The following is a 21,679-nucleotide window of genomic DNA, read 5'->3' on the forward strand; positions in this document are numbered from 1 at the left end:
GCGAAGCCCCGGTCGACCGGGGCTTCGCACTGAGGGGAGGGGTCAGAAGCTATAGGTGGCCGACATGATCGCCGCGCGCGCGTCGCCGTATTCGGTGGCCGAGGAGCGTGTCGTCGAGCCGCTCTGCTGGCGTACCCGTTCTACATAGTCCTTGTCGAACAGGTTATTGACGTTCAACTGCAGGTCGAGGTTGTGGTTGACCTTGTAGCCGAGCATGGCGTTGTGCACCCAGTAGGCATCCAGCTTGGCGCGGGTGCTGGAGCTGACGTTGCGCTCGCTGACATAACGAGTGCCGTACCCCAGGGTCCAGCCGGCCGGCAACTCATAGGTGGTCCACAGGTTGAGCGAGCGCGGCGGTGTGTTGCCCAGGGCCTGGCCCTTGCGTGCGATGCCCGAGGCGGTGTTCGCCGCGTTGAGGATTTCACTGTCGAGGAAGGTGTAGTTGGCGAACACATCCCACTGCTCGCTGACATGCCCGGTGACGCCGATTTCCACACCTTGCACCCGTTGCTTGCCGGCCAGTTGGGTCGAACCGTCGGCCATGGTTTCCCGGGCGTTGCTCTTCTCTACGCGAAACAGCGCGGCGTCCAGCTCCAGGCGCTTGTCCAGCAGCTCCCACTTGGTGCCCAGTTCCCAGGTCTCGTTCTTCTCCGGCGCCAGGTCCTGGTTGCCCTTGCTCAAGCCGCCGCCGGTGGAGGCCAGGTTCTCGGCGGAAGGGTTGAAGGAATTGCCCCAGGCGGCATAGATGCGCCCGTTCTCGGTCGGCTTGAACACCAGCCCGGTGCGCGCACTGGCCTTGTTCGTGTCCGAGGCCAGGCTGTCGTTTTTCACATGGCTGGCCGAATACTTGTCGACATCGCCCTTGATCTTGTCGTAGCGCAGGCCGAGGTTGAGGTCCCAGCGCTCGCTCAGGGCGATGTTATCGAACAGGTAGTACGCCTGGCCCTTGAGGGTGGTTTCGGTATAGCCGCTGGTGGCCTTGTTGACCGGGCCGTTCCAGCGCCCGGGCGGGCTGCCCAGGGCATAGCCGTTGCGCGGATACAGGGCCGTGCTCAGGCCATGGTTGTAGGTTTTCAGGTCGAGGGTTTCTCGCGACAGCTCCAGGCCCGCCACCAGGTCGTGGCGCATGCCGGCAAACTCGAAGTCGCCAATCAGGTTGCTCTGGTTGATCCACATCTCGGTGGTGGCGTCGCGCCCGTAGGCCTGGGGCCCGGCCGGGCGGTAGCGGCCCGCCGGCAGGCCACTGGTATTGACATGGGACGCCGAGACGACGGTGTCGCGCGCGGTGCGGCTGTAGCGCGTGAGGTTCTGCAGGCGCAGGTGGTCGTTGAAATCATGCTCGAAGTCGGCGGTGAAGGCGTTCTGTTCGATCTCTTCCTTGTCGAGGTTCTTCCAGCCGAAATAGGCATCGCGCTTGACCCCGGCCAGCTTCTTGCCGTCCAGCGCCGGCACGCCATAGTCCGGCAGGTTATCGTCGCTCTGGTGGAAGGCGCTGAGGGTCAGCCGGGTGGCGTCGCTGAAGCCCAGGCGCAACGAGGGCGCGATGCCCCAGCGCTCGCGGTCGATTTTCTCGCGGCCGGGCACATCGTTCTGATGGCCCATCAGGTTGATCCGCACCGCGCTGTCCTGGCCGACGCCTTCCAGCGGCTGGTTGCTGTCCAGCGTCAGGCGGTAGTAGTTGTCGCTGCCGAGGCTGCCGCCGAGGCGGGTGAAGGCCTGGTTCTTCGGTTGCTTGCTGACCACGTTGATGCTGCCGCCGGTGGTGCCGGCGCCGCCGAACACCGAGTTGGGGCCCTTGATGACCTCCACCTGCTCGACGTTGAAGGTGTCGGAACGGTTGGTCTGCGCGCTGTCGCGCAGGCCGTCGATCTGCATGTTGCTGTTGGCCGAGAAGCCACGGATGTTGATGCTGTCCCCCGAGCCGCCACCGCCTTCGCCGGCATTGAAGGTGATGCCGGACACGTTCGACAGCACCTGGCGCAGGCTCAGCGCCTGTTGTTCCTGGATCAGCTTGGGTGGCACCACGGTGATGGTCTGCGGGGTGTCCAGCAGCGGCGCCACGTACTTGGCGGAGGCCGAGCGTTCGGTGCGGGAACCGGGTTGCTCGGCCTCGACCTTGATGTTGTCCAGTTGCAGGGATTTCTGCCGTTCGCCGGCTTCGGCCGCGCCGGCGCAGGAGGCCAGGGCAAGGCCCAGGGTAGAGGCCAGGAGGCGATGTTGTGGCAAGGCAGATGGGGCTTTCGTTTGCATAAGAAACGCTCTCTTTTTTGTGAGAGTGAATCCTATTTGAGAATTATTGCTAAGAGCGGCTGCGAGGGGGCTACTTGCGGCTATCCCGCGAAATTTAGGACGTTTCTCGGTGGAACCCAGTAAAAGTCACTACTGGGTATCGGACGTATGCTGCACTTTAGCCAAAAGCGCTCTGGCTTTTTACCGGTCACTGCCTAAGATGACCGGCCATCTCTTTATGCAGGAAGCCGTTCAGCGCGATGTCGGAAAAAGACACCATCTCCATGCAACTGGTGCGCGAAGCGCTGCTGCAAAGCTGCGCCCCGGGTGCCGCCAGCGATGAAGTGCTGCTCAAGGCCGGTATCGACCCGGCCCAGCTGGACGTCAGCGCCGCCCGCGTGCCCGCGCTGGCCTATGCCCGGCTGTGGCGCCTGCTGGCCCGGCGCACGGACGACGAGTTCTTCGGCATGGACCCGCGCAAGCTCAAATCCGGCAGCCTGGCGTTTCTCTGTCGCACCGCCATGGCCCGGCAGAACCTGGCCGCGGGCCTGGAGTCCGGGCTGGCGTTCCTGTCGCTGATGCTCGAACGGCTGCCGGCCCAGCTGGTGCGCCAGCAGAGCCTGGCGGAGATCGTCCTGCTGGAGGATGAGCAGGCGCCGCGCCGCGCCTTCACCTATTTCACCTACTGGATGATCGTCCACGGCGTGGCTTGCTGGCTGGCCGGGCGGCGCATCCCGATCCTGGCCATCGAGCTGCGCTGCCCGGAACCGGATTTCTGCGACGATTACCAGGTGATGTTCTCGCAGAACCTGCGCTTCGACCGGCCGCGCACGCGGATGATCATTGCCGCCGACTGCCTGGATTTGCCGATCAAGCGCAGTGACGAGGAACTCAAGCGCTTCCTGGCCCAGGCGCCGGCCAACATCCTGGTCAAATACCGCGACCCAGAGAGCCTGGCCAGCCGCATCAAGCACGACCTGCGCCAGCTGCCCGCGGCCCAGTGGCCGGAAACCGAGAGCCTGGCCCACAGCCTGTGCATGTCGGCCTCGACCCTGCGCCGCCGCCTGGCGGAAGAAGGGCAGACCTACCAGGGCCTCAAGGACGGGGTGCGCAAGGAGCTGGCGATCGCCTGGCTGGCCGAGCCGCAGATCAGCTTCACGGAAATCGCCAGCCGCCTGGGCTTCGCCGACGCCAGCTCGTTCTACAAGGCCTTTCGCAAATGGTCCGGCTCCAACCCCGGGCACTATCGCAGCCTGATCCTCAACGACCCGACCTGAGCGCCTCCCTGCGGCCGTTGTCAGGCTGCGATCAACCGGAACGGTCGCAAAGGCGTGCAGCGCGGTGTCTCTGATGCACCGCGTCAAGGCTGATAGCGAGTCCTGCGGCCTCGATCGCAGCCTGCGGCAGCGGCTACGGGGAACCTGGGTAGCCGCTGCCGAGCAACGCGAGGCTGCGATCGGCAACGCAGTTGCCGCAAAACCTGAGTTTGCCGTGCGTCAGGCCGAACGCGCCGCCCGGCTTGCGACCGCTGTGCAGCCTCGCAGCCCTGGCACCGGCTACACCGGTTCCTGTAGCCGCTGCCGAGCAGCGCGAGGCTGCGATCGGCAACGCAGTTGCCGCAAAACCTGGGCCTGCCGTGCGTCAGGCAGAACGCGCTACCCGGCTTGCGACCGCTGCGCGGTCGAACGCAGCCTCGCAGGCTCGGCAGCGGCTACAGGGGCTTGATCGCCATGGGGTTCTTGGCCAAACCAGTCACGCAACTTGAAAGCTTTGACCATTGTCCCGCCCGGGCCGTGGCGCCAGTATTTGCCCGATGTCTTTGTAGTTCCCATTGGTTCCCATCCTAATAAGAACAGCGAGGGATTCTGGCAATGCGCGATTACCTGTCTGCCACGGCACACTTCAATTATCAGCACACCGTCGACGCAGCCCTGCACGGCTCCTTGTCGGCCCTCAATGCCTGCGTCGAATGCTGTGACCGGCACGCCTTGCCGGGGCGTATCGCGCTGTTCTGGGAGGGCCGCGACGGCAGTAGCGCGACCTACACCTTCAGCGAGTTGCAGGACCAGGCCGCGCGTTTCGCCAACTTCCTGCTGGCCCAGGGCGTGGGCCAGGGCGACAAGGTCGCCGGCCTGCTGCCGCGCAACGTCGAACTGTTGATCGCGGTACTCGCCACCTGGCGCATCGGCGCGGTCTACCAGCCGCTGTTCACCGCCTTCGGCCCCAAGGCCATCGAACACCGCCTGGGCAGTTCCGGGGCCAAGGTGGTGGTGACCGACGCGGTCAACCGGCCAAAGCTCGCTGAAGTGGCGGACTGCCCGACCATCGTCACGGTCGCGGGCGCCAAGGGCCAGGGCATCGTCCGCGGCGACTTCAGTTTCTGGGCCGAGCTGGGCAATTACCCGGCGCAGTGCGAGCCCGTGCTGCTGACCGGCGAAGACCCGTTCCTGCTGATGTTCACCTCCGGCACCACCGGCCCGTCCAAAGCCCTGTACGTGCCGCTCAAGGCCATCGTCGCGTTCCAGAGCTACACCCGCGACGCCGTCGACCTGCGCCCCGAAGACGCGTTCTGGAACGTCGCCGACCCGGGCTGGGCCTATGGCATCTACTTCGGCGTCACCGGCCCGCTGGGCCTGGGCCACCCGATCACCTTCTACGATGGGCCCTTCACCCTGGAAAGCACCTGCCGGGTGATCAACAAGTACGGGATCAGCAACCTCACCGGTTCGCCGACCGCGTATCGCCTGTTGATCGCCGGCGGCGACGAGTTCGCCCGCTCGATCAAGGGCAAGCTGCGCATCGTCAGCAGCGCCGGCGAGCCGCTGAACCCGGAGGTGATCCGCTGGTTCGCCGACAACCTTGGCGTGGTGATCCACGACCATTACGGCCAGACCGAGCTGGGCATGGTCCTGTGCAACCACCATGGCCTGGAGCACCCGGTGCATGTCGGCGCGGCCGGTTTCGCCTCGCCCGGCCACCGCATCGTGGTGCTCGATGAGCAGCACCAGGAACTGTCGGTGGGCCAGCCGGGGATCCTCGCCATCGACCGCAGCCAGTCGCCGATGTGCTGGTTCAACGGCTACCACGGCGTGGTGACCAAGGCCTTTGTCGGCAACTACTACCTCAGCGGCGACACCGTGGAGCTGAACCCGGACGGCAGCATCAGCTTCGTCGGGCGCAGCGACGACGTGATCACCACCTCCGGTTACCGGGTCGGCCCGTTCGACGTGGAGAGCGCGCTGATCGAGCACCCGGCGGTGGTCGAGGCGGCGGTGATCGGCAAGCCCGACCCGGAGCGCACCGAGCTGGTCAAGGCCTTCGTCGTGCTCAGCCCGCAGTACCGCGCCGCGCCGGAGCTGGCCGAAGAGCTGCGCCAGCATGTGCGCAAGCGCCTGGCCGCGCACTCGTACCCCCGTGAAATCGAATTTGTCAGCGAATTGCCGAAAACCCCAAGCGGCAAGTTGCAGCGCTTCATCCTGCGCAACCAGGAAATCGCCAAGGCTCAAGAGGCCGCGGCGCACAAGGCTTCGGCCTGAATTACCCAGGAACTCATGATGCACATCGAAAACAAGGTTTTTCTCGTCAGCGGCGGCGCTTCCGGTCTCGGCGCGGCCACCGCGCAGATGCTGGTCAAGGCCGGCGCCCAGGTGATGCTGGTGGATCTCAACGCCGAGGCCGTCGCGGCCCAGGCGCGCCAGCTCGGTTGCCAGAGCACGGTCGCCGATATCACTGACGAAGCGGCCGCCGAAGCGGCGGTGCAGGCCACGCTCAAGGCGTTCGGCGGCTTGCACGGGCTGGTCAACTGCGCCGGCATCGTGCGTGGCGAGAAGATCCTCGGCAAGCACGGTCCCCATGCCCTGGCCAGCTTCAGCCAGGTGATCAACGTCAACCTGATCGGCAGCTTCAACCTGATGCGCCTGGCCGCGGCGGCGATTGCCGAAGGCGAGCCGAACGCCGACGGCGAGCGCGGGGTGATCATCAACACCGCCTCGGCGGCGGCCTTCGACGGACAGATCGGCCAGGCCGCCTATGCCGCGTCCAAGGGCGCCATCGCCAGCCTGACCCTGCCGGCCGCCCGCGAGCTGGCGCGCTTCGGCATCCGGGTGATGACCATCGCCCCGGGCATTTTCGAAACCCCGATGATGGCCGGCATGAGCGACGAAGTCCGCGCTTCGCTGGCCGCCGGCGTGCCGTTCCCGCCACGCCTGGGCAAGCCGGACGAGTACGCCGCGCTGGTCGGGCATATCATTAGCAACAGCATGCTCAATGGCGAGGTGATCCGTCTCGACGGCGCCTTGCGCATGGCAGCCAAGTAAAGAGGATTGATCATGAACCAGGATCCGATCGTTATCGTCAGCGCCGTCCGCACCCCCATGGGCGGCTTCCAGGGCGAACTGAAAAGCCTGACCGCGCCGCAGCTCGGCGCCGCCGCCATCAAGGCCGCGGTGGAGCGCGCCGGGGTGGCCAGCGACAGCGTCGATGAAGTGCTGTTCGGCTGCGTGCTGCCGGCCGGTCTCGGCCAGGCGCCGGCCCGTCAGGCGGCGCTGGGCGCCGGGCTGGACAAGGCCACCCGCTGCACCACCCTGAACAAGATGTGCGGTTCCGGCATGGCCGCGACCATCGCCGCCCACGACATGCTGCTGGCCGGCAGCGCCGACGTAGTGATCGCCGGCGGCATGGAAAGCATGTCCAACGCGCCGTACCTGCTGGACCGTGCCCGCAGCGGCTATCGCATGGGCCACGGGCGGGTGCTCGACCACATGTTCCTCGACGGCCTCGAAGACGCCTACGACAAGGGCCGGCTGATGGGCACCTTCGCCGAAGACTGCGCCCAGGATAACGGCTTCAGCCGCGAAGCCCAGGACGCCTTCGCCGTGGCCTCGCTGACCCGCGCCCAGCAGGCGATCAAGGACGGCAGCTTCAAGGCGGAAATCGTGCCGCTGCAGGTCACCGTCGGCAAGGAGCAGCAGACCATCAGCGACGACGAACAGCCGCCCAAGGCCAGGCTGGACAAGATCGCCACACTGAAACCGGCGTTCCGCGACGGCGGCACCGTCACCGCGGCCAACTCCAGCTCGATCTCCGACGGCGCCGCGGCCCTGGTGCTGATGCGCCGTTCCGAGGCGGAGAAACGTGGCCTCAAACCGCTGGCGGTGATCCACGGTCACGCGGCGTTCGCCGATACCCCGGGGCTGTTCCCTGTAGCCCCAGTCGGCGCGATCAAGACGCTGCTGAAGAAAACCGGCTGGTCCATCGACCAGGTCGAGCTGTTCGAAATCAACGAAGCCTTCGCCGTGGTCAGCCTGGTCACCATGCAGAAGCTGGAAATCCCCCACGACAAGGTCAACGTCCACGGCGGCGCCTGTGCCCTGGGCCATCCGATCGGTGCGTCCGGCGCGCGAATCCTCGTGACTCTGCTCTCGGCCCTGCGCCAGCAAGGCCTGAAACGCGGCGTCGCGGCCATCTGCATCGGTGGCGGCGAAGCCACGGCCATGGCCGTCGAATGCCTGTATTAAGGAATCAGCATGCTGCCTAATGACGAACAACAGCAGATCAGCGACGCGGCCCGGCAGTTCGCCCAGGAACGCCTCAAACCGTTCGCCGCCGAATGGGACCGCGAGCATCGCTTCCCCCGCGAGGCCATCGGCGAGATGGCCGGGCTGGGCTTCTTCGGCATGCTGGTGCCGGAGCAGTGGGGCGGTTGCGACACCGGTTACCTGGCCTACGCCATGGCCCTGGAAGAGATCGCCGCCGGCGACGGCGCCTGCTCGACCATCATGAGCGTGCACAACTCGGTGGGGTGTGTGCCGATCCTCAAGTTCGGCAACGACGAGCAGAAGGAGCGTTTCCTCAAGCCCCTGGCCAGCGGCGCCATGCTCGGCGCCTTCGCCCTGACCGAACCCCAGGCCGGCTCCGACGCCAGCAGCCTGAAAACCCGCGCGCGGCGGGAGGGCGAGCATTACGTGCTCAACGGCTGCAAGCAGTTCATCACCTCCGGGCAGAACGCCGGGGTGGTGATCGTGTTCGCGGTGACCGACCCGGCGGCCGGCAAGCGCGGCATCAGCGCCTTTATCGTGCCCACCGACGCGCCGGGCTACAGCGTCGCGCGGGTGGAAGACAAGCTCGGCCAGCACGCCTCCGACACCTGCCAGATTCTCTTCGAGGACGTGAAGGTGCCGCTGGCCAACCGCCTGGGCGAGGAGGGCGAGGGCTACAAGATCGCCCTGGCCAACCTCGAAGGCGGTCGCGTGGGCATCGCTTCGCAATCGGTGGGCATGGCCCGCGCGGCTTTCGAGGCCGCCCGTGACTACGCCCGCGAGCGGCAGAGCTTCGGCAAGCCGATCATCGAGCATCAGGCGGTGGCTTTCCGCCTGGCGGACATGGCCACCCAGATCGCCGTGGCGCGGCAGATGGTGCACTACGCCGCGGCCTTGCGCGACAGCGGCAAGCCGGCGCTGGTGGAGGCGTCGATGGCCAAGCTGTTCGCCTCGGAAATGGCCGAGAAGGTCTGTTCCGCCGCCTTGCAAACCCTGGGCGGCTATGGCTACTTGAACGACTTTCCGCTGGAGCGCATCTACCGCGATGTGCGGGTCTGCCAGATCTACGAAGGCACCAGCGACATTCAGCGCATGGTCATTTCGCGCAACCTCTGACTTTTAGCAGGAGCTGATCCATGAGTTACGAAACCATTCTGTTGGAGATCAAGGACCGCGTCGGCCTGATCACCCTCAATCGCCCGCAGGCGCTGAACGCCCTCAACGCGCAGATCGTCAGCGAAGTGAACCAGGCCCTGGACAGCCTGGAAGCCAATCCTCAGATCGGCTGCATCGTCCTCACCGGCTCGAAGAAGGCCTTCGCCGCCGGCGCCGACATCAAGGAAATGGCCGAGCTGACCTACCCGCAGATCTACATGGACGACCTGTTCAGCGACAGCGATCGGGTGGCCAACCGGCGCAAGCCGATCATCGCCGCGGTCAACGGTTTTGCCCTGGGCGGTGGCTGTGAACTGGCGTTGATGTGCGACTTTATCCTGGCCGGCGACAACGCCAAATTCGGCCAGCCGGAAATCAACCTCGGCGTGCTGCCGGGCATGGGCGGCACCCAGCGCCTGACCCGCGCCGTGGGCAAGGCCAAGGCCATGGAAATGTGCCTGACCGGGCGTTTTATCGATGCGGTGGAAGCCGAGCGTTGCGGCATCGTCGCGCGCATCGTGCCGGCCGACGAGCTGTTGGACGAGGCGTTGAAAGTCGCGGCGCTGATCGCCGGCAAATCGGTGCCGGTGAGCATGATGATCAAGGAAAGCGTGAACCGCGCCTTCGAAGTCAGCCTCTCGGAAGGCGTGCGTTTCGAGCGCCGGGTGTTCCATGCGGCCTTCGCCACCGAGGATCAGAAGGAAGGCATGGCGGCGTTTATCGCCAAGCGCGAGGCGCAGTTCAAGGACAAATAGTCCGGGTTGTCGCTCGCCATGAAAAATCGCAGCCTTGGCTGCGATTTTTTTTGTGTGGTGTTTGTACGGAAGCTATCGCGGGTAGCGCGTGTGCCTGTAGCCGCTGGCGCAGCCTGCGATCGACCGGTACGGTCGCAAGGCGGGCGACGCGGTTCAATGGATGGGCTGCGTCAGGGCTGACAGCGAGTCCTTCGGCCTCGATCGCAGGCTGCGCCAGCGGCTACATCTCGGCGTGCTCGCGAAGCTTTTGGGGTCACAACAGATAGTGCTTCAACTCCCGGGCGATCAGCATGCGCTGGATCTCGCTGGAGCCTTCGTAGATCTGGGTGATCCGCGCGTCCCGGTAGTAGCGCTCCACCGGGTAGTCCTCGAGGTAGCCGTAGCCACCGTGGATCTGGATCGCCGAGGAGCAGACCTTCTCGGCCATTTCCGAGGCGAACAGCTTGGCCTGGGAGGCTTCCGACAGGCATGGCTGGCCGGCGCTGCGCAGGCGCGCGGCATGCAGGATCAGCAGACGCGCGGCGTTGAGGCGGGTGTGCATGTCGGCCAGCAGGTTGGCGATGCTCTGGTGCTCGATGATCGGCTTGTCGAACTGCACCCGCTCGCGGGCGTAGGCCAGCGCCGCTTCGAACGCGGCACGGGCGATACCCAGGGCCTGGGCGGCGATGCCGATGCGGCCGCCTTCGAGGTTGGACAAGGCGATGGCCAGGCCCTTGCCGCGCTCGCCCAGCAGGTTGGCTTCGGGGACGGTGCACTGGTTGAAGGTCACCGCGCAGGTGTCCGAGGCGCGGATGCCCATCTTGTGTTCGCTGCGGTCAACCACGAATCCCGGGGTGTCGGTGGGCACCAGGAACGCCGACAGGCCTTTCTTGCCCAGCTCCGGATCGGTCACCGCGAAGACGATGGCCAGCTTGGCGCGCCGGCCGTTGCTGACGAACTGCTTGGCGCCGTTGATCACCCACTGGCCGTCCTTGAGTTCGGCGCGGGTGCGCAGGTTGTGGGCTTCGGAGCCGGCCTGGGGTTCGGTCAGGCAGAAGCAGCCGATTGCCTGGCCGCTGGCCAGGTCCGCCAGCCAGGTCTGTTTCTGTTCCGTGCTGCCGTAGTTGAGGATCGGCCCGCAGCCCACCGAGTTGTGGATGCTCATCAGCGCACCGGTGGCGCCGTCGCCAGCGGAGATTTCTTCCACCGCCAGGGCGTAGGCCACGTAGTCGACGTAGGTGCCGCCCCATTCCTCGGGCACCACCATGCCCAGCAGGCCCAGTTCGCCCATCTTCGCCACCAGGGTGTCGTCGATCCAGCCGGCCTTTTCCCAGGCCTGGGCATGGGGGGCGATTTCACCGCGGGCGAAGTCCCGGGCCATGTCGCGGATCATCACCTGCTCTTCGCTCAATTCAATGTCGTGCATGGCTCAGCTCCGGCTGGGGTCGAAAGCGCTGAAGAAACTCGCCACATGCGCGGCGTCCAGCGCCTGCAGGGTCGGTGGGTTCCAGCGTGGGTTCTTGTCTTTGTCGATCAGCAGGGCGCGCACGCCCTCGATCAGGTCGCCGCGCTCGAACCACTGGCGGTCCAGGTGCAGCTCCAGGGCGAAACACTGTTCCAGGCTCAACTGGCGGCCGCGCCGGAGCATTTCCAGGGTCACGGCCATGGCCAGGGGCGAGCGGGTCGACAACAGGTCGGCAGTGTTGGTGGCCCATTCATGAGTATCGCCCAGGGTCACTTCGCGCAGTTGCTGCACGATGCTCGGTACATCGGCCTGGGCAAAGAAGTGGTCGATGGCCGGGCGCAGCGCCGCCAGTGGCGCGTCCGGCAGTTGCTGCACTCCGAGCTTGGCCAGCAGGCCCTGCAGGTCCTTGAGCGGGGTGTCGTGCCATTGCAGGTTGTCCAGGCGCTGGTCCAGCAGGCTCAGCTGGTCGCTCTCCAGGTACCAGTCCGCCAGCCCGCAGTACAGGGCGTCGGCGGCGCGGATCTGCACGCCGCTGACCCCCAGGTAGATGCCCAGCTCGCCGGGGATGCGCGACAGGAAATAACTGCCGCCGACATCCGGGAAGTAACCGATGGCCACTTCCGGCATCGCCAGGCGGCTGCGCTCGGTGACTAGCCGCAGGTCGGCGCCCTGGACCAGGCCCATGCCGCCGCCGAGGACAAAACCGTCCATCAGCGCCAGCACCGGCTTGCGGTAACGGTGGATCGCCAGGTCCAGCGCGTATTCCTCGACGAAGAATTCCTCGTGCAGGGTCTGGCCGTTCTGGTAGCTGTCGTACAGGGTGCGGATATCGCCACCGGCGCAGAAGGCCTTTTCGCCGGCGCCGCGCAGGACCACCGCGTGCACCTGCGGGTCCTGGGCCCAGGCATCGAGCTGGCGTTGCAGGGTGCGTACCATGCCGAGGGTGATGGCATTGAGACCGGCGGGGCGGTTGAGGGTCAGGTGACCGATGTGGTTGCGGACTTCGGCCAGCACGTCCTGTGGCGAGGCCTCGACCGACGTGGCGCCGGCGTCTCGCGTGGCCTGGGATGGAACCTGAGCAGTCATCACTAACTCCCTGCTTTTATTGTTCTTTATAGGTGTGTTCGCGCGCGAACGATGAGGGATCGTAACAGTGCAAATTTGCCATGTACAACCGGGATAACTGCAGGTTGGCTGTGCATTTTTGCATGGGGCGCAGCCGCCTTCGGCGCTGCTTGTGGTGATCCAGGGCCCGTCGGAGCGGGCTCGCGACAGAATCGGCTGTGAGCGAACCGTTATCAGCTGATTCAGGCTGTCCGGGCGGCCCGTTACGACACCCCGGGCCATACATCTGTTGGCATTCTGGCCACCCGTTGCAGACGCTGGCCGCCAGCGCCGCGAGCGGAAAAGGCACGGTCGCAGGCCGACCGGCGCCGCCCCAAAACAATAACAACCCTGCTGCGGTGGACACCGCACCGACTCTCTGCCCCTGTCAAAAAGTGTGCTTCGGCCCTGGGCCGGAACACGATAAATCCAAATAATCCGGGACTCTGAAGATGATCAATAAATGGCTGGCTGTGCCTGTACTGGCGTTGGCATTCTGCTCGGCGGGCGCAAGCGCCAAGGAATGGAAAGAGCTGCGATTCGGCGTCAACCCAAGCTACCCACCGTTCGAATCGACCACCGCCGACGGTGGCGTGCAAGGTTTCGGCGTGGACCTGGGCAATGCGATCTGTGCCGAGCTCAAGGTCAAGTGCGTGTGGGTCAGCAACGATTTCGACGGGCTGATCCCGGCGCTCAAGGCCGGCAAGTTCGACGCCATCGAATCCTCGATGACCGTCACCGAGGCGCGCAAGAAACAGATCGACTTCACCGACCGGCTGTACGCCGGCCCAACCGCCATCGTCACCCGCAAGGACTCGGGCCTGGAACCCACCGCCGAATCCCTCAGGGGCAAGACCATTGGCTATATGCAGGGCACCATCCAGGAAACCTACGCCAAGGCCAAGCTGGCCCCCAGCGGGGTGAAACTGCGGGCCTACCAGAACCAGGATCAGGTGTACGCCGACCTGGTGTACGGCCGCCTCGATGCGTCGATCCAGGACAAGCTGCAGGCACAGATGAGTTTCCTCGCTTCGCCCCAGGGCGCCGACTTCCAGAACAGCCAGGGCATCAGCGACCCCCTGGTGCCCGCGGAAATCGCCATCGGTATCCGCAAGGATCAGGAAGAACTCAAGGGCATGCTCAATGCCGCGATCAAGGCCCTGCATGAGAAGGGCATCTACGCACAGATCCAGCGCAAATACTTCGGCGATCTGGACCTCTACAACAACTGATTCCCACGCCCTGGGCCCTGTGTCGTGACACCACGACGCAGGGCCTGGCCGTGGCGCATTCAAGGTGACTGGCGTGAATACCTTCCTGAATCTTTTCGGCCTGGACCTCTCGGCCCTGCAAGGCTATGGCCCACTGCTGCTGCATGGCACCTGGCTGACCCTGAAACTCTCGGCGCTGTCGTTGCTAGTGAGCATGCTCCTGGGCCTGTTCGGTGCGGCGGCCAAGCTGTCGCCACTGCGCCTGTTCAACCTGCCGGCGACCTTCTATACCACGCTGATCCGTGGCGTGCCGGACCTGGTGCTGATGCTGCTGATCTTCTACAGCCTGCAAGGCTGGCTCAGCAGCCTCACCGAGTTCATGGGCTGGCCCTACATGGAGATCGATCCGTTCGTGGCCGGCATCGTCACCCTGGGTTTTATCTATGGCGCGTACTTCACCGAGACCTTCCGCGGCGCGATCCTCAGCGTGCCGCGGGGCCAGCAGGAGGCCGGTGCGGCCTTTGGCCTGAGCCGCTGGCAGCGGTTTCGTCTGGTGGTCTTCCCGCAAATGATGCGGTTCGCCTTGCCGAGCCTGGGCAACAACTGGCTGGTGTTGCTCAAGGCCACGGCGCTGGTGTCGATCATCGGCCTGTCGGACCTGGTCAAGGTGGCCCAGGAGGCCGGCAAGAGCACCTTCAACATGCTGGATTTCCTGCTCCTGGCCGGTGCCCTGTACTTGTTGATCACCAGTGCTTCGAACTATCTGCTGCGGGTACTCGAGCGGCGTTATAACCAGGGTGTGCGGGGGCTGTCGCGATGATCGAGCTGATTCAGGAATACTGGAAACCCTTTCTGTTCAGCGACGGCTATGGCCTCACCGGGCTGGCCATGACCCTGTGGCTGCTGGTGGCGAGCATCGCCCTGGGTTTCGTCCTGTCGCTGCCGCTGGCGATCATGCGCACCTCGCGCTGGGCCCTGGTGCGCTGGCCGGTGCAGCTGTTCACCTACGTGTTTCGTGGCACACCGCTGTATATCCAATTGCTGATTTGCTACAGCGGCATCTACGGCATCGCCGCGGTGCGTTCCCAGCCCTTGCTGGAAGCCTTCTTCCGCGACGCGATGAACTGCACCTTGCTGGCCTTCACCCTGAATACCTGCGCCTACACGGTGGAGATCTTCGCCGGGGCGATCCGCAGCATTCCCTACGGTGAAATCGAGGCCGCCCATGCCTACGGGCTCAGCGGCTGGCGCCTGTACCTGCGGTTGATCCTGCCGTCGGCGTTGCGCCGGGCGCTGCCGTACTACAGCAACGAAGTGATCCTGATGCTGCACGCCACCTCCGTGGCCTTCACCGCGACCATCCCGGACATTCTCAAGGTGGCGCGGGACGCCAACGCCGCGACCTTCATGACCTTCCAGGCGTTCGGCATCGCCGGCCTGTTGTACCTGGGCCTGTCCTTCGGCCTGGTCGGCGCCTTCCGCCTGGCGGAGCGCCGCTGGCTGAGTTTCCTCGGGCCGGCGCACTGAGGCTTTTCTCCCTTTCCCGTGCGGGGTGTCGCGCCGATGGCGACGCTCCAGGAGTGTTCCATGTACAAATTGAGCGTTGAAAATCTCTACAAGCGGTTTGGTGACAACGAAGTGCTCAAGGGCGTCTCGTTACAGGCTCGTGCCGGCGACGTGGTGAGCATGATCGGCGCCAGCGGTTCGGGCAAAAGCACTATGCTGCGCTGTATCAACTTCCTGGAGCGCGCCGACGAGGGCCACATCGAGCTGGACGGCGAGCGTATCGCCACCCGTTCCGCCCCAGGCGGCATGCGTGTCGCCAGCCCGGCCCAGTTGCAGCGCCTGCGCACGCGCCTGGCCATGGTGTTCCAGCACTTCAACCTGTGGAGCCACCTGACCGTGCTGGAGAACATCATGCTGGCGCCATGCCGGGTGCTGGGTAACAGCCGCAAGGAAGCCGAGGCCAGCGCCCGGGCCTACCTGGACAAGGTGGGCCTGCCGCAGCGGGTTGCCGAGCAGTACCCGGCCTTTCTCTCCGGCGGCCAGCAGCAACGGGTGGCGATTGCCCGGGCGCTGGCGGTGGAGCCGGAGATCCTGCTGTTCGACGAGCCGACCTCGGCCCTGGACCCGGAGTTGGTGGGCGAAGTGCTCAAGGTGATCCAGGCGCTGGCGGAGGAAGGGCGCACCATGCTGATGGTGACCCACGAAATGGGCTTCGCCCGTCAGGTCTCCAGCCAGGTGCTGTTCCTGCACCAGGGGCGGGTGGAAGAGCAGGGCGATGCGACTATTCTCGATCGCCCGCAGAGTGAACGTTTGCAGCAGTTTTTATCCGGCCGTTTGAAGTGAGGCAAGACATCCATGGCGGACATCCGCGACCTGTCGATCGTGCTTGATCGGATCGATCAGGCCATCATCGAGGTGCTGCGCCACGAAGGGCGCATCACCTACCAGAAACTCTCCGAGCGCGTGCACCTGACTCCCAGGCCGTGCCTGGAACGGGTGCGCAAGCTCGAACAGCTGGGCGTCATCCGTGGCTACGGAGCGATTCTCGACGAGAAGAAACTCACGCCCGGCCTGTCCCTGCTGGTCCTGGTCGCGTTGTCCAACCAGAGCGGGCGCGCCGCGCAGAAGGCTTTCGAGGCCAAGGTCCGCGCCTGTCCGCAGGTGCTCGAATGCCGGCTGATCAGCGGCGCCTTCGACTACAGCCTGCGCATGCGCTGCCGCGACATGGAGCATTACCGGGTGCTGACTGAGGTCTGGTTCGACGACCCGGACCTGCATATCGACAAGCTGGTCAGCCATCCCGAACTGGCGATGGTCAAGACCACCATGGAATAGGCCGCGCCAGCGGCCTTAAAAGTATCGCGGGCAAGCCTCGAGCCTACAGACGCCGCAATCTTCTGTAGGAGCGAGGCTTGCCCGCGATGACGTTTTCCCGTTCAAAAAACATCTGAGATTCAGCCCACCGAATCGGCTGCCGCACAGCCTTCTTTCAGCCATTTCCTGCATGGCAGCCCCCCCGGATCAGCCGGGTTTTTCCGTGCCCCGAACAGACAATGAGCACCTCTCAACCCTCATCGAATCTGTGCCCCATGCAAACCACCAATACTGTTTTGATGATTCGCCCGACGCGTTTTTCCTTCAACCAGGACACCGCGGCGAACAACCGCTTCCAGCGTCCCGCGGCCTGTTCCGAGGACGTGCAGATCAAGGCCCTGCAAGAGTTCGACGGCTATGTCGCGGCGCTACGGGCCGAGGGCGTGACTGTCATGGTGCACAACGACGCCGAGGCCCCGCACACCCCGGATTCGATCTTTCCCAACAACTGGTGGAGCAGCCACCCGGACGGCACCCTGGTGCTGTACCCGATGCAGGGTCACAACCGCCGCCTGGAGCGCGACAAGGGCGTGCTCGACTGGCTGCGCGAGGAGTACCGGGTCGAGCGACTGCTGGACCTGTCCAGCCTGGAACAGCAGGAAGTATTCCTCGAAGGCACCGGCAGCATGGTCCTGGATCGCGAACAGCGGATCTGCTACGCCGGTTATTCCACCCGCACCCATGCCCGGGCCCTGGACCAACTGGTCGCGCACCTGGGCTACGAGCTGTGCGCGTTCAACGCCGTCGACCGCCAGGGCGTGGCCATCTACCACACCAACGTGATGATGAGCGTTGGCAGCCGCCTGGCCGTGGCCTGCCTGGAGTCCCTCTGCGATGCCGGTGAACGCCGGGCGCTGCGTTCGCGCCTGGAAAGCAGCGGCAAGCAGATCATGGCCCTGAGCTGGGACCAGTTGGAGTCCTTCGCCGGCAACATGCTCGAAGTGCGCAACGCCGCCGGCGAGCCGTTGCTGGTGATGTCGCGCACCGCCTGGAATTCCCTGGATAGCGAGCAGCGCCGCCTGGTCGAGCGCCACGCCAGGCCGTTGCCGGTGAACATCGACACCATCGAACGCATTGGCGGCGGCAGTGCCCGCTGCATGCTCGCCGAAGTCTATCTGCCCCAACGCCAACCTCACCTGGAGCACGCGCGATGATCGTTCGTCCTGCCACCCTGAATGACCTGCCGGCCTTGCTGGCCCTGGCCCACAGCGCCGGAGCCGGCCTGACCACCTTGCCCGCCGACGCCGTGCGCCTGCGCCAGCGCCTGGAATGGGCGGAAAAGACCTTCGCCGGCGACGCCGAGCGGGCCGATGCCGACTACCTGTTCGTGCTCGAGGGCGACAGCGGCGAGGCCGTGGGCATCTGCGCCCTGGCCGGCGCCGTGGGCATGCGCGAGCCCTGGTACAACTACCGGCTCGGGCTGTTTGTCGCCGCGTCGAAAAACCTCGGGATCAACCAGCAGTTGCCGACCCTGTTCCTGGGCAACGACATGACCGGTCACTCCGAGCTGTGTTCGCTGTTTCTTCATGCCGATCACCGCAGCGGCCTCAATGGCCGATTGCTGTCCAAGGCGCGTTTCCTGTTCCTGGCCGAGTTCCGCCAGCACTTCGGCGACAAGGTGATCGCCGAGATGCGCGGCTATTCCGACGCGGACGGCGTGTCGCCATTCTGGGAAGGGCTGGGCCGGCATTTCTTCAAGATGGACTTCGCCGACGCCGACTACCTCACCGGCCTGGGCAACAAGACCTTTATCGCCGAGCTGATGCCCAAGTTCCCATTGCCCACCTGCCTGCTGCCGGAGTCGGCCCGGGCGGTGATCGGCCGGGTGCACCCCAACACCGAGCCGGCCCTGGGCATGCTCAAGGCCGAGGGGTTCGGCTTCAAGGACTACATCGACATCTTCGACGGCGGGCCGCTGATCGAATGCGATACCCGCGAGATTCGCGCGGTGCGCGACAGCCAGGTGCTGCAACTGAGCATCGGCACCCCGGGCGAGCAGGCCGAACCCTACCTGATTCACAACCGCCAGTTCGCCACCTGCCGGATCACTGCGGCGCCGGCCCGGGTCGCCGCCGGCACCCTGATCGTCGATGCGCGCACCGCGCAGACCCTGGGCCTGGCAGCCGGGGCCTCGGTACGCGCGGTCAGCCTGGCGGTGCCGGAGCGGCAATTGTCCGCGGCGTAGGCGCACCGGACGACGAGCGCCGCTACAATGGCGCTCGACTTTCGTGACCCAGAGGCAACATGGACATCGACCTGGCCCGCACCTTTTTGCAAATCGTCCGCAGCGGCAGCCTGATCGCCGCGGCCGAACGCCTGCACCTGACCCAGACCGCGATCAGCGCCCGGGTGCAGAACCTCGAAGGCCAGCTCAACTGCAAGCTGTTCGTGCGCAACCGCGCCGGGGCCCGGCTGACGGCCGACGGCGAAGCGTTCATCGTCTACGCCAACCAGCTGGTGCAAACCTGGGAAGCCGCCCAGCGCGACCTGCCGCTGCTGGCTGGTTATCGCAACGTGCTGCACATCGGCGGTGAAGTCAGCCTGTGCAACCCGCTGATGCTTAACTGGGTAAGGCGCTTGCGCCAGGCGATTCCCAGCCACGCGGTGCGCAGCCAGATCGCCGAGGGCGCGAGCCTGCAACGCCAGCTGGAACTCGGCGTGCTGGACGCCGCGCTGGTGTTCCAGCCGGTGTACGGGCCGGGATTGCAGGTCGAGCAGTTGCTGGAGGAAAAGCTGATCCTGGTGCGCCTGGCCGGCAAACCCGAGCCTTATGTGTACATCGACTGGGGCGAGGATTTCCGCCGCCAGCACGACGCGGCGTTACCGGACCAGGCCAAGGCCGCGGTGGGTTTCAACCTCGGGCCGCTGGCCTTGCAGTTCATTCTCGAAGGCGGTGGCAGCGGCTACTTCCGCACCCGGGTGGTGCAAAGCTACCTGGATAGCGGCGTGCTGGAACGGGTGGAAAAGGCCCCGGAATTCAACTTTCCGACCTACCTGCTGTACGCCCGCGAACGGGATTCGGTGCAGCTGCAGCAGGCCTTCGAGGTGCTGCGCGAAGTCATCGCCAGCGACACCGACTGGTCGCAGCGCTGGGACCCGATGATCTGAGTCGTAAAACGCGGCGCCTGGTCTTACGACCGCTTCGCGGTCGAGCGCAGCCTGCGGCAGCGGCTACAGGAATCGCGGAGTCTGTGTAGCCGCTGCCGAGCCCGCGAGGCTGCGATCGGCAACGCAGTTGCCGTAAAGCCTGACTCCGCGATCTGTCCGGATAGCCCGATCAAACCCGCGGCGCCAACACCTCGCCAATACTGCGCCGGCGCGCATGGGCCTCACTGGCGTGGATCAGTTGCTCCAGATCTTGCGGGGTGACATCGAAGAATTCCTGCATTTCATCCAGCGCCAGCTTCAGGTCGGCGGCGGTGATGGCCTGGGTATCGCTCGGCGGATGGTCGGCGGGCAATTGGGGCGCGGGTTCGCTCTGGCCCTTGGGGTAGCGGATGCGGGTCAGGTTGTTGTAGGCCAGGGCGCTGAGCAACAGGCACAGGGCCGCCAGCATCACCGGGCCCAGGGCCTGCCAGTCGAGGGCGATGGTGGCCGGGTCGGCCAGCACCATCGTCAGGGCCACCGCGCCGGCCGGCGGATGCAGGCAGCGCAGCCAGCACATCAGCACCAGGGACATGCCGGCGGCCAGGCAGGCGCTGCCCAGGGTGCGTCCGAGCACATGGGCCACCAGCAACGCCAGGACGGCGGCGCACAGGTAGCCGCCGAGGATCGACCAGGGTTGCGCCAGCGCCCCCGACGACACCGCGAACAGCAGCACGGCCGAGGCCCCCAGCGGACCGATCAGGTGCAGCGCCACTTCCATGCCGAACACCCGGCCGCACAACCAGACACTGAACAGCGTGCCCAAGGCCATGCCGATCGCGGCGCGGCTCCATTCCGAAGGGCGGGTATTGATGGCGGCGGGTTTCCAGCGAGCGAGCATGACGAAGCGATCCAATTCCGGTTCTGCGGGCAAAAAGAAGGGCTTGTCTGGAGCACCAGAAAGCCCTGAAACGTTCCAACATTTGGGGGGAGGAACCGGCACAGTGTGCCGATCAAACCACACGCCTACAAATTCATAATAATGCTGTTTAAGTGCATTATTTTTGTACTGTGGCGGCCTGGGCCACCCGCCGTCCGCTCATGAAACACAGCAGGCCGCCCAGGGCGGTCAAACTGCTCAGGGCATAGAACATGGTCGGCGCCGGGGTATGCACCAGCAGGTAGCCACAGATCACCGGGCTCAAGGCGCCGCCCAGGGCCGCGAGGTTCTGCGCGCCGTAATAGCTGCCGCGCAGGGCCTCGGGCGCCAGGGTGTCGATGAACAGGAATTCCGCCGGGTAGATGATCATCTCGCCAAGGGTGAAGACGAACATCGCCAGGCACCAGCCCAGCAGGCTGTCGGCCAGGCTGAAGCCGATCAGGCCGAGGATGAACAGGCTGGTGCCGACGGCGATCCAGTAGCGCAATTGTTCGCGCTTGAGGAAACGACCGATCTGGTACTGCAGCAGGATCACGCTGATGGCGTTGCAGGCCAGCAGGGCGGCCATGGTGTCGAGGGCGCTTTTCGCGTCTTCGGTGACCAGCAGGTACTGCGACAGGTACAGGGTGAAGCGCCCATGGACGATGGTGCTGAGCAGGCAGCCGCAGGTGAACATGATCAGCGTGCGGTCGTTTTTCAGGGTCACAAGGGTGTCGAGGAAACTCTGCGGCTTGCTCAGCGAGGGCAGGCCCGGCGTGGCTGGAATGCCGCGCATCAGCAGGGTGCTGAGAAAGGCGATGGCGCCGGCGATCAGGAACGGCGCCAGCGGCAGGTGCCCGGCGATCACCACGCCGAGCATGGGGCCGGTGGCGTAGCCGATATTGGTCAAGGTGTAACGCAGGGAGAACACCCTGGCCCGCTGACTCACCGGCAGGTTTTCGCTGATGATCGCCTTGGAGCCGATCAGGAACAGCGCCGAGGCGGTTTCGGTGATCACCAGGATCGCGGTGGTCAGGTAGAGGTTGTGGGCGAAGGTCAGCAATACAAAGCCGATGCCGCTGGAGAGCATGCTCAGGATCAGCAGCCGGCGCTTGTCCAGGCGATCGAGGATGTAGCCGCCATACAGCGCGAGCAGCGTGGCGATGAACACTGCGACCCCCAGCAGCAGGCCGACGTCCTGCTGGTCGAGGCCGAGTTTTTCGCTGAGGAACAGGGTGAGCAGGGGGCTGGTGATGGCGCGACTGACGACAATGGTCAGCGAGCAGATCATCAGGCGGCGGATAACCAGCGAGTAAGTGGCCACGGTGGTGCACGAGTCCTTGTTGTCTGAGTGGGCTACG

Annotated in this window: 19 protein-coding genes; 14 read left to right on the top strand and 5 right to left on the bottom strand. The window is 65.3% G+C overall.

What is annotated here, in order from left to right; translation table 11 throughout:
- Positions 1–42 precede the first annotated feature (42 nt).
- The gene (locus AC07VU_RS19815; RefSeq protein WP_495030306.1) at positions 43–2,250 is read right to left on the bottom strand and encodes a TonB-dependent receptor; all 2,208 of its coding nucleotides are present in this window, start codon (positions 2,248–2,250) and stop codon (positions 43–45) included.
- A gap of 239 nt (positions 2,251–2,489) precedes the next feature.
- Here AC07VU_RS19815 and AC07VU_RS19820 point away from each other — a divergent pair, with 239 nt between their 5' ends.
- The 6 genes from AC07VU_RS19820 to AC07VU_RS19845 all read left to right on the top strand — a co-directional run bounded on the left by AC07VU_RS19820 (position 2,490) and on the right by AC07VU_RS19845 (position 9,676).
- On the top strand, positions 2,490–3,506 hold the full coding sequence (locus AC07VU_RS19820; RefSeq protein WP_277588878.1) for an AraC family transcriptional regulator: 1,017 nt from the start codon (positions 2,490–2,492) through the stop codon (positions 3,504–3,506).
- Positions 3,507–4,100: 594 nt separating this feature from the next.
- Positions 4,101–5,765: an AMP-binding protein gene (locus tag AC07VU_RS19825; RefSeq protein WP_053261098.1), complete on the top strand. Its 1,665-nt coding sequence runs from the start codon at positions 4,101–4,103 to the stop codon at positions 5,763–5,765.
- Between the two features lie 18 nt (positions 5,766–5,783).
- Entirely contained in the window at positions 5,784–6,545 is a 762-nt protein-coding gene (locus tag AC07VU_RS19830) for an SDR family NAD(P)-dependent oxidoreductase (protein ID WP_007925739.1), read from the top strand.
- A 12-nt stretch (positions 6,546–6,557) separates the two neighbouring features.
- A complete protein-coding gene (locus tag AC07VU_RS19835) occupies positions 6,558–7,745 on the top strand; it encodes an acetyl-CoA C-acyltransferase (protein WP_420801019.1) in 1,188 nt (395 codons plus the stop codon).
- A gap of 9 nt (positions 7,746–7,754) precedes the next feature.
- The gene (locus AC07VU_RS19840; RefSeq protein ID WP_123412774.1) at positions 7,755–8,882 is read left to right on the top strand and encodes an acyl-CoA dehydrogenase; all 1,128 of its coding nucleotides are present in this window, start codon (positions 7,755–7,757) and stop codon (positions 8,880–8,882) included.
- Positions 8,883–8,902: 20 nt separating this feature from the next.
- Positions 8,903–9,676: an enoyl-CoA hydratase gene (locus tag AC07VU_RS19845; RefSeq protein ID WP_087091006.1), complete on the top strand. Its 774-nt coding sequence runs from the start codon at positions 8,903–8,905 to the stop codon at positions 9,674–9,676.
- 253 nt (positions 9,677–9,929) lie between these two features.
- Here AC07VU_RS19845 and AC07VU_RS19850 read toward each other — a convergent pair whose 3' ends face one another.
- Both AC07VU_RS19850 and AC07VU_RS19855 read right to left on the bottom strand, forming a co-directional pair.
- Entirely contained in the window at positions 9,930–11,081 is a 1,152-nt protein-coding gene (locus AC07VU_RS19850) for an acyl-CoA dehydrogenase family protein (RefSeq protein ID WP_087091005.1), read from the bottom strand.
- A 3-nt stretch (positions 11,082–11,084) separates the two neighbouring features.
- Complete coding sequence (locus AC07VU_RS19855; protein ID WP_277588877.1) at positions 11,085–12,206, bottom strand: enoyl-CoA hydratase/isomerase family protein; 1,122 nt, start codon at positions 12,204–12,206, stop codon at positions 11,085–11,087.
- A 470-nt stretch (positions 12,207–12,676) separates the two neighbouring features.
- On the opposite strand from AC07VU_RS19855, the gene AC07VU_RS19860 reads away from it, so the two are divergent.
- The 8 genes from AC07VU_RS19860 to AC07VU_RS19895 all read left to right on the top strand — a co-directional run bounded on the left by AC07VU_RS19860 (position 12,677) and on the right by AC07VU_RS19895 (position 19,423).
- Complete coding sequence (locus AC07VU_RS19860) at positions 12,677–13,456, top strand: transporter substrate-binding domain-containing protein (protein WP_277588876.1); 780 nt, start codon at positions 12,677–12,679, stop codon at positions 13,454–13,456.
- Positions 13,457–13,529: 73 nt separating this feature from the next.
- Positions 13,530–14,255: an ABC transporter permease gene (locus tag AC07VU_RS19865; protein WP_277588875.1), complete on the top strand. Its 726-nt coding sequence runs from the start codon at positions 13,530–13,532 to the stop codon at positions 14,253–14,255.
- The gene (locus AC07VU_RS19870) at positions 14,252–14,962 is read left to right on the top strand and encodes an ABC transporter permease (RefSeq protein ID WP_087091001.1); all 711 of its coding nucleotides are present in this window, start codon (positions 14,252–14,254) and stop codon (positions 14,960–14,962) included. The genes AC07VU_RS19865 and AC07VU_RS19870 overlap by 4 nt, the downstream gene beginning before the upstream one ends.
- Positions 14,963–15,022: 60 nt before the next feature.
- Positions 15,023–15,784, top strand: a complete 762-nt coding sequence (locus tag AC07VU_RS19875) for an ABC transporter ATP-binding protein (protein ID WP_087091000.1) — start codon at positions 15,023–15,025, stop codon at positions 15,782–15,784.
- 12 nt (positions 15,785–15,796) lie between these two features.
- Positions 15,797–16,276 (top strand): Lrp/AsnC family transcriptional regulator, encoded by a 480-nt coding sequence (locus AC07VU_RS19880; RefSeq protein WP_007974731.1) that lies wholly within the window; start codon positions 15,797–15,799, stop codon positions 16,274–16,276.
- A gap of 254 nt (positions 16,277–16,530) precedes the next feature.
- Entirely contained in the window at positions 16,531–17,469 is a 939-nt protein-coding gene (gene ctlX / locus AC07VU_RS19885; RefSeq protein ID WP_277588874.1) for a citrulline utilization hydrolase CtlX, read from the top strand.
- Entirely contained in the window at positions 17,466–18,500 is a 1,035-nt protein-coding gene (astA, locus tag AC07VU_RS19890) for an arginine N-succinyltransferase (protein WP_495030307.1), read from the top strand. Before ctlX ends, astA begins: the two co-directional genes overlap by 4 nt.
- 59 nt (positions 18,501–18,559) lie before the next feature.
- Positions 18,560–19,423, top strand: a complete 864-nt coding sequence (locus AC07VU_RS19895) for a LysR family transcriptional regulator (protein ID WP_495030308.1) — start codon at positions 18,560–18,562, stop codon at positions 19,421–19,423.
- Between the two features lie 169 nt (positions 19,424–19,592).
- On the opposite strand, the gene AC07VU_RS19900 is transcribed toward AC07VU_RS19895, so the two are convergent.
- Positions 19,593–20,300 carry an HPP family protein gene (locus AC07VU_RS19900; RefSeq protein WP_495030309.1) on the bottom strand — a complete coding sequence of 236 codons (708 nt, stop codon included), beginning with the start codon at positions 20,298–20,300 and terminating at the stop codon, positions 19,593–19,595.
- 157 nt (positions 20,301–20,457) lie between these two features.
- Positions 20,458–21,642, bottom strand: a complete 1,185-nt coding sequence (locus AC07VU_RS19905; protein ID WP_087090997.1) for an MFS transporter — start codon at positions 21,640–21,642, stop codon at positions 20,458–20,460.
- Positions 21,643–21,679: the final 37 nt, after the last annotated feature.

The organism is Pseudomonas sp. GW821-FHT02B10 (assembly GCF_059421865.1).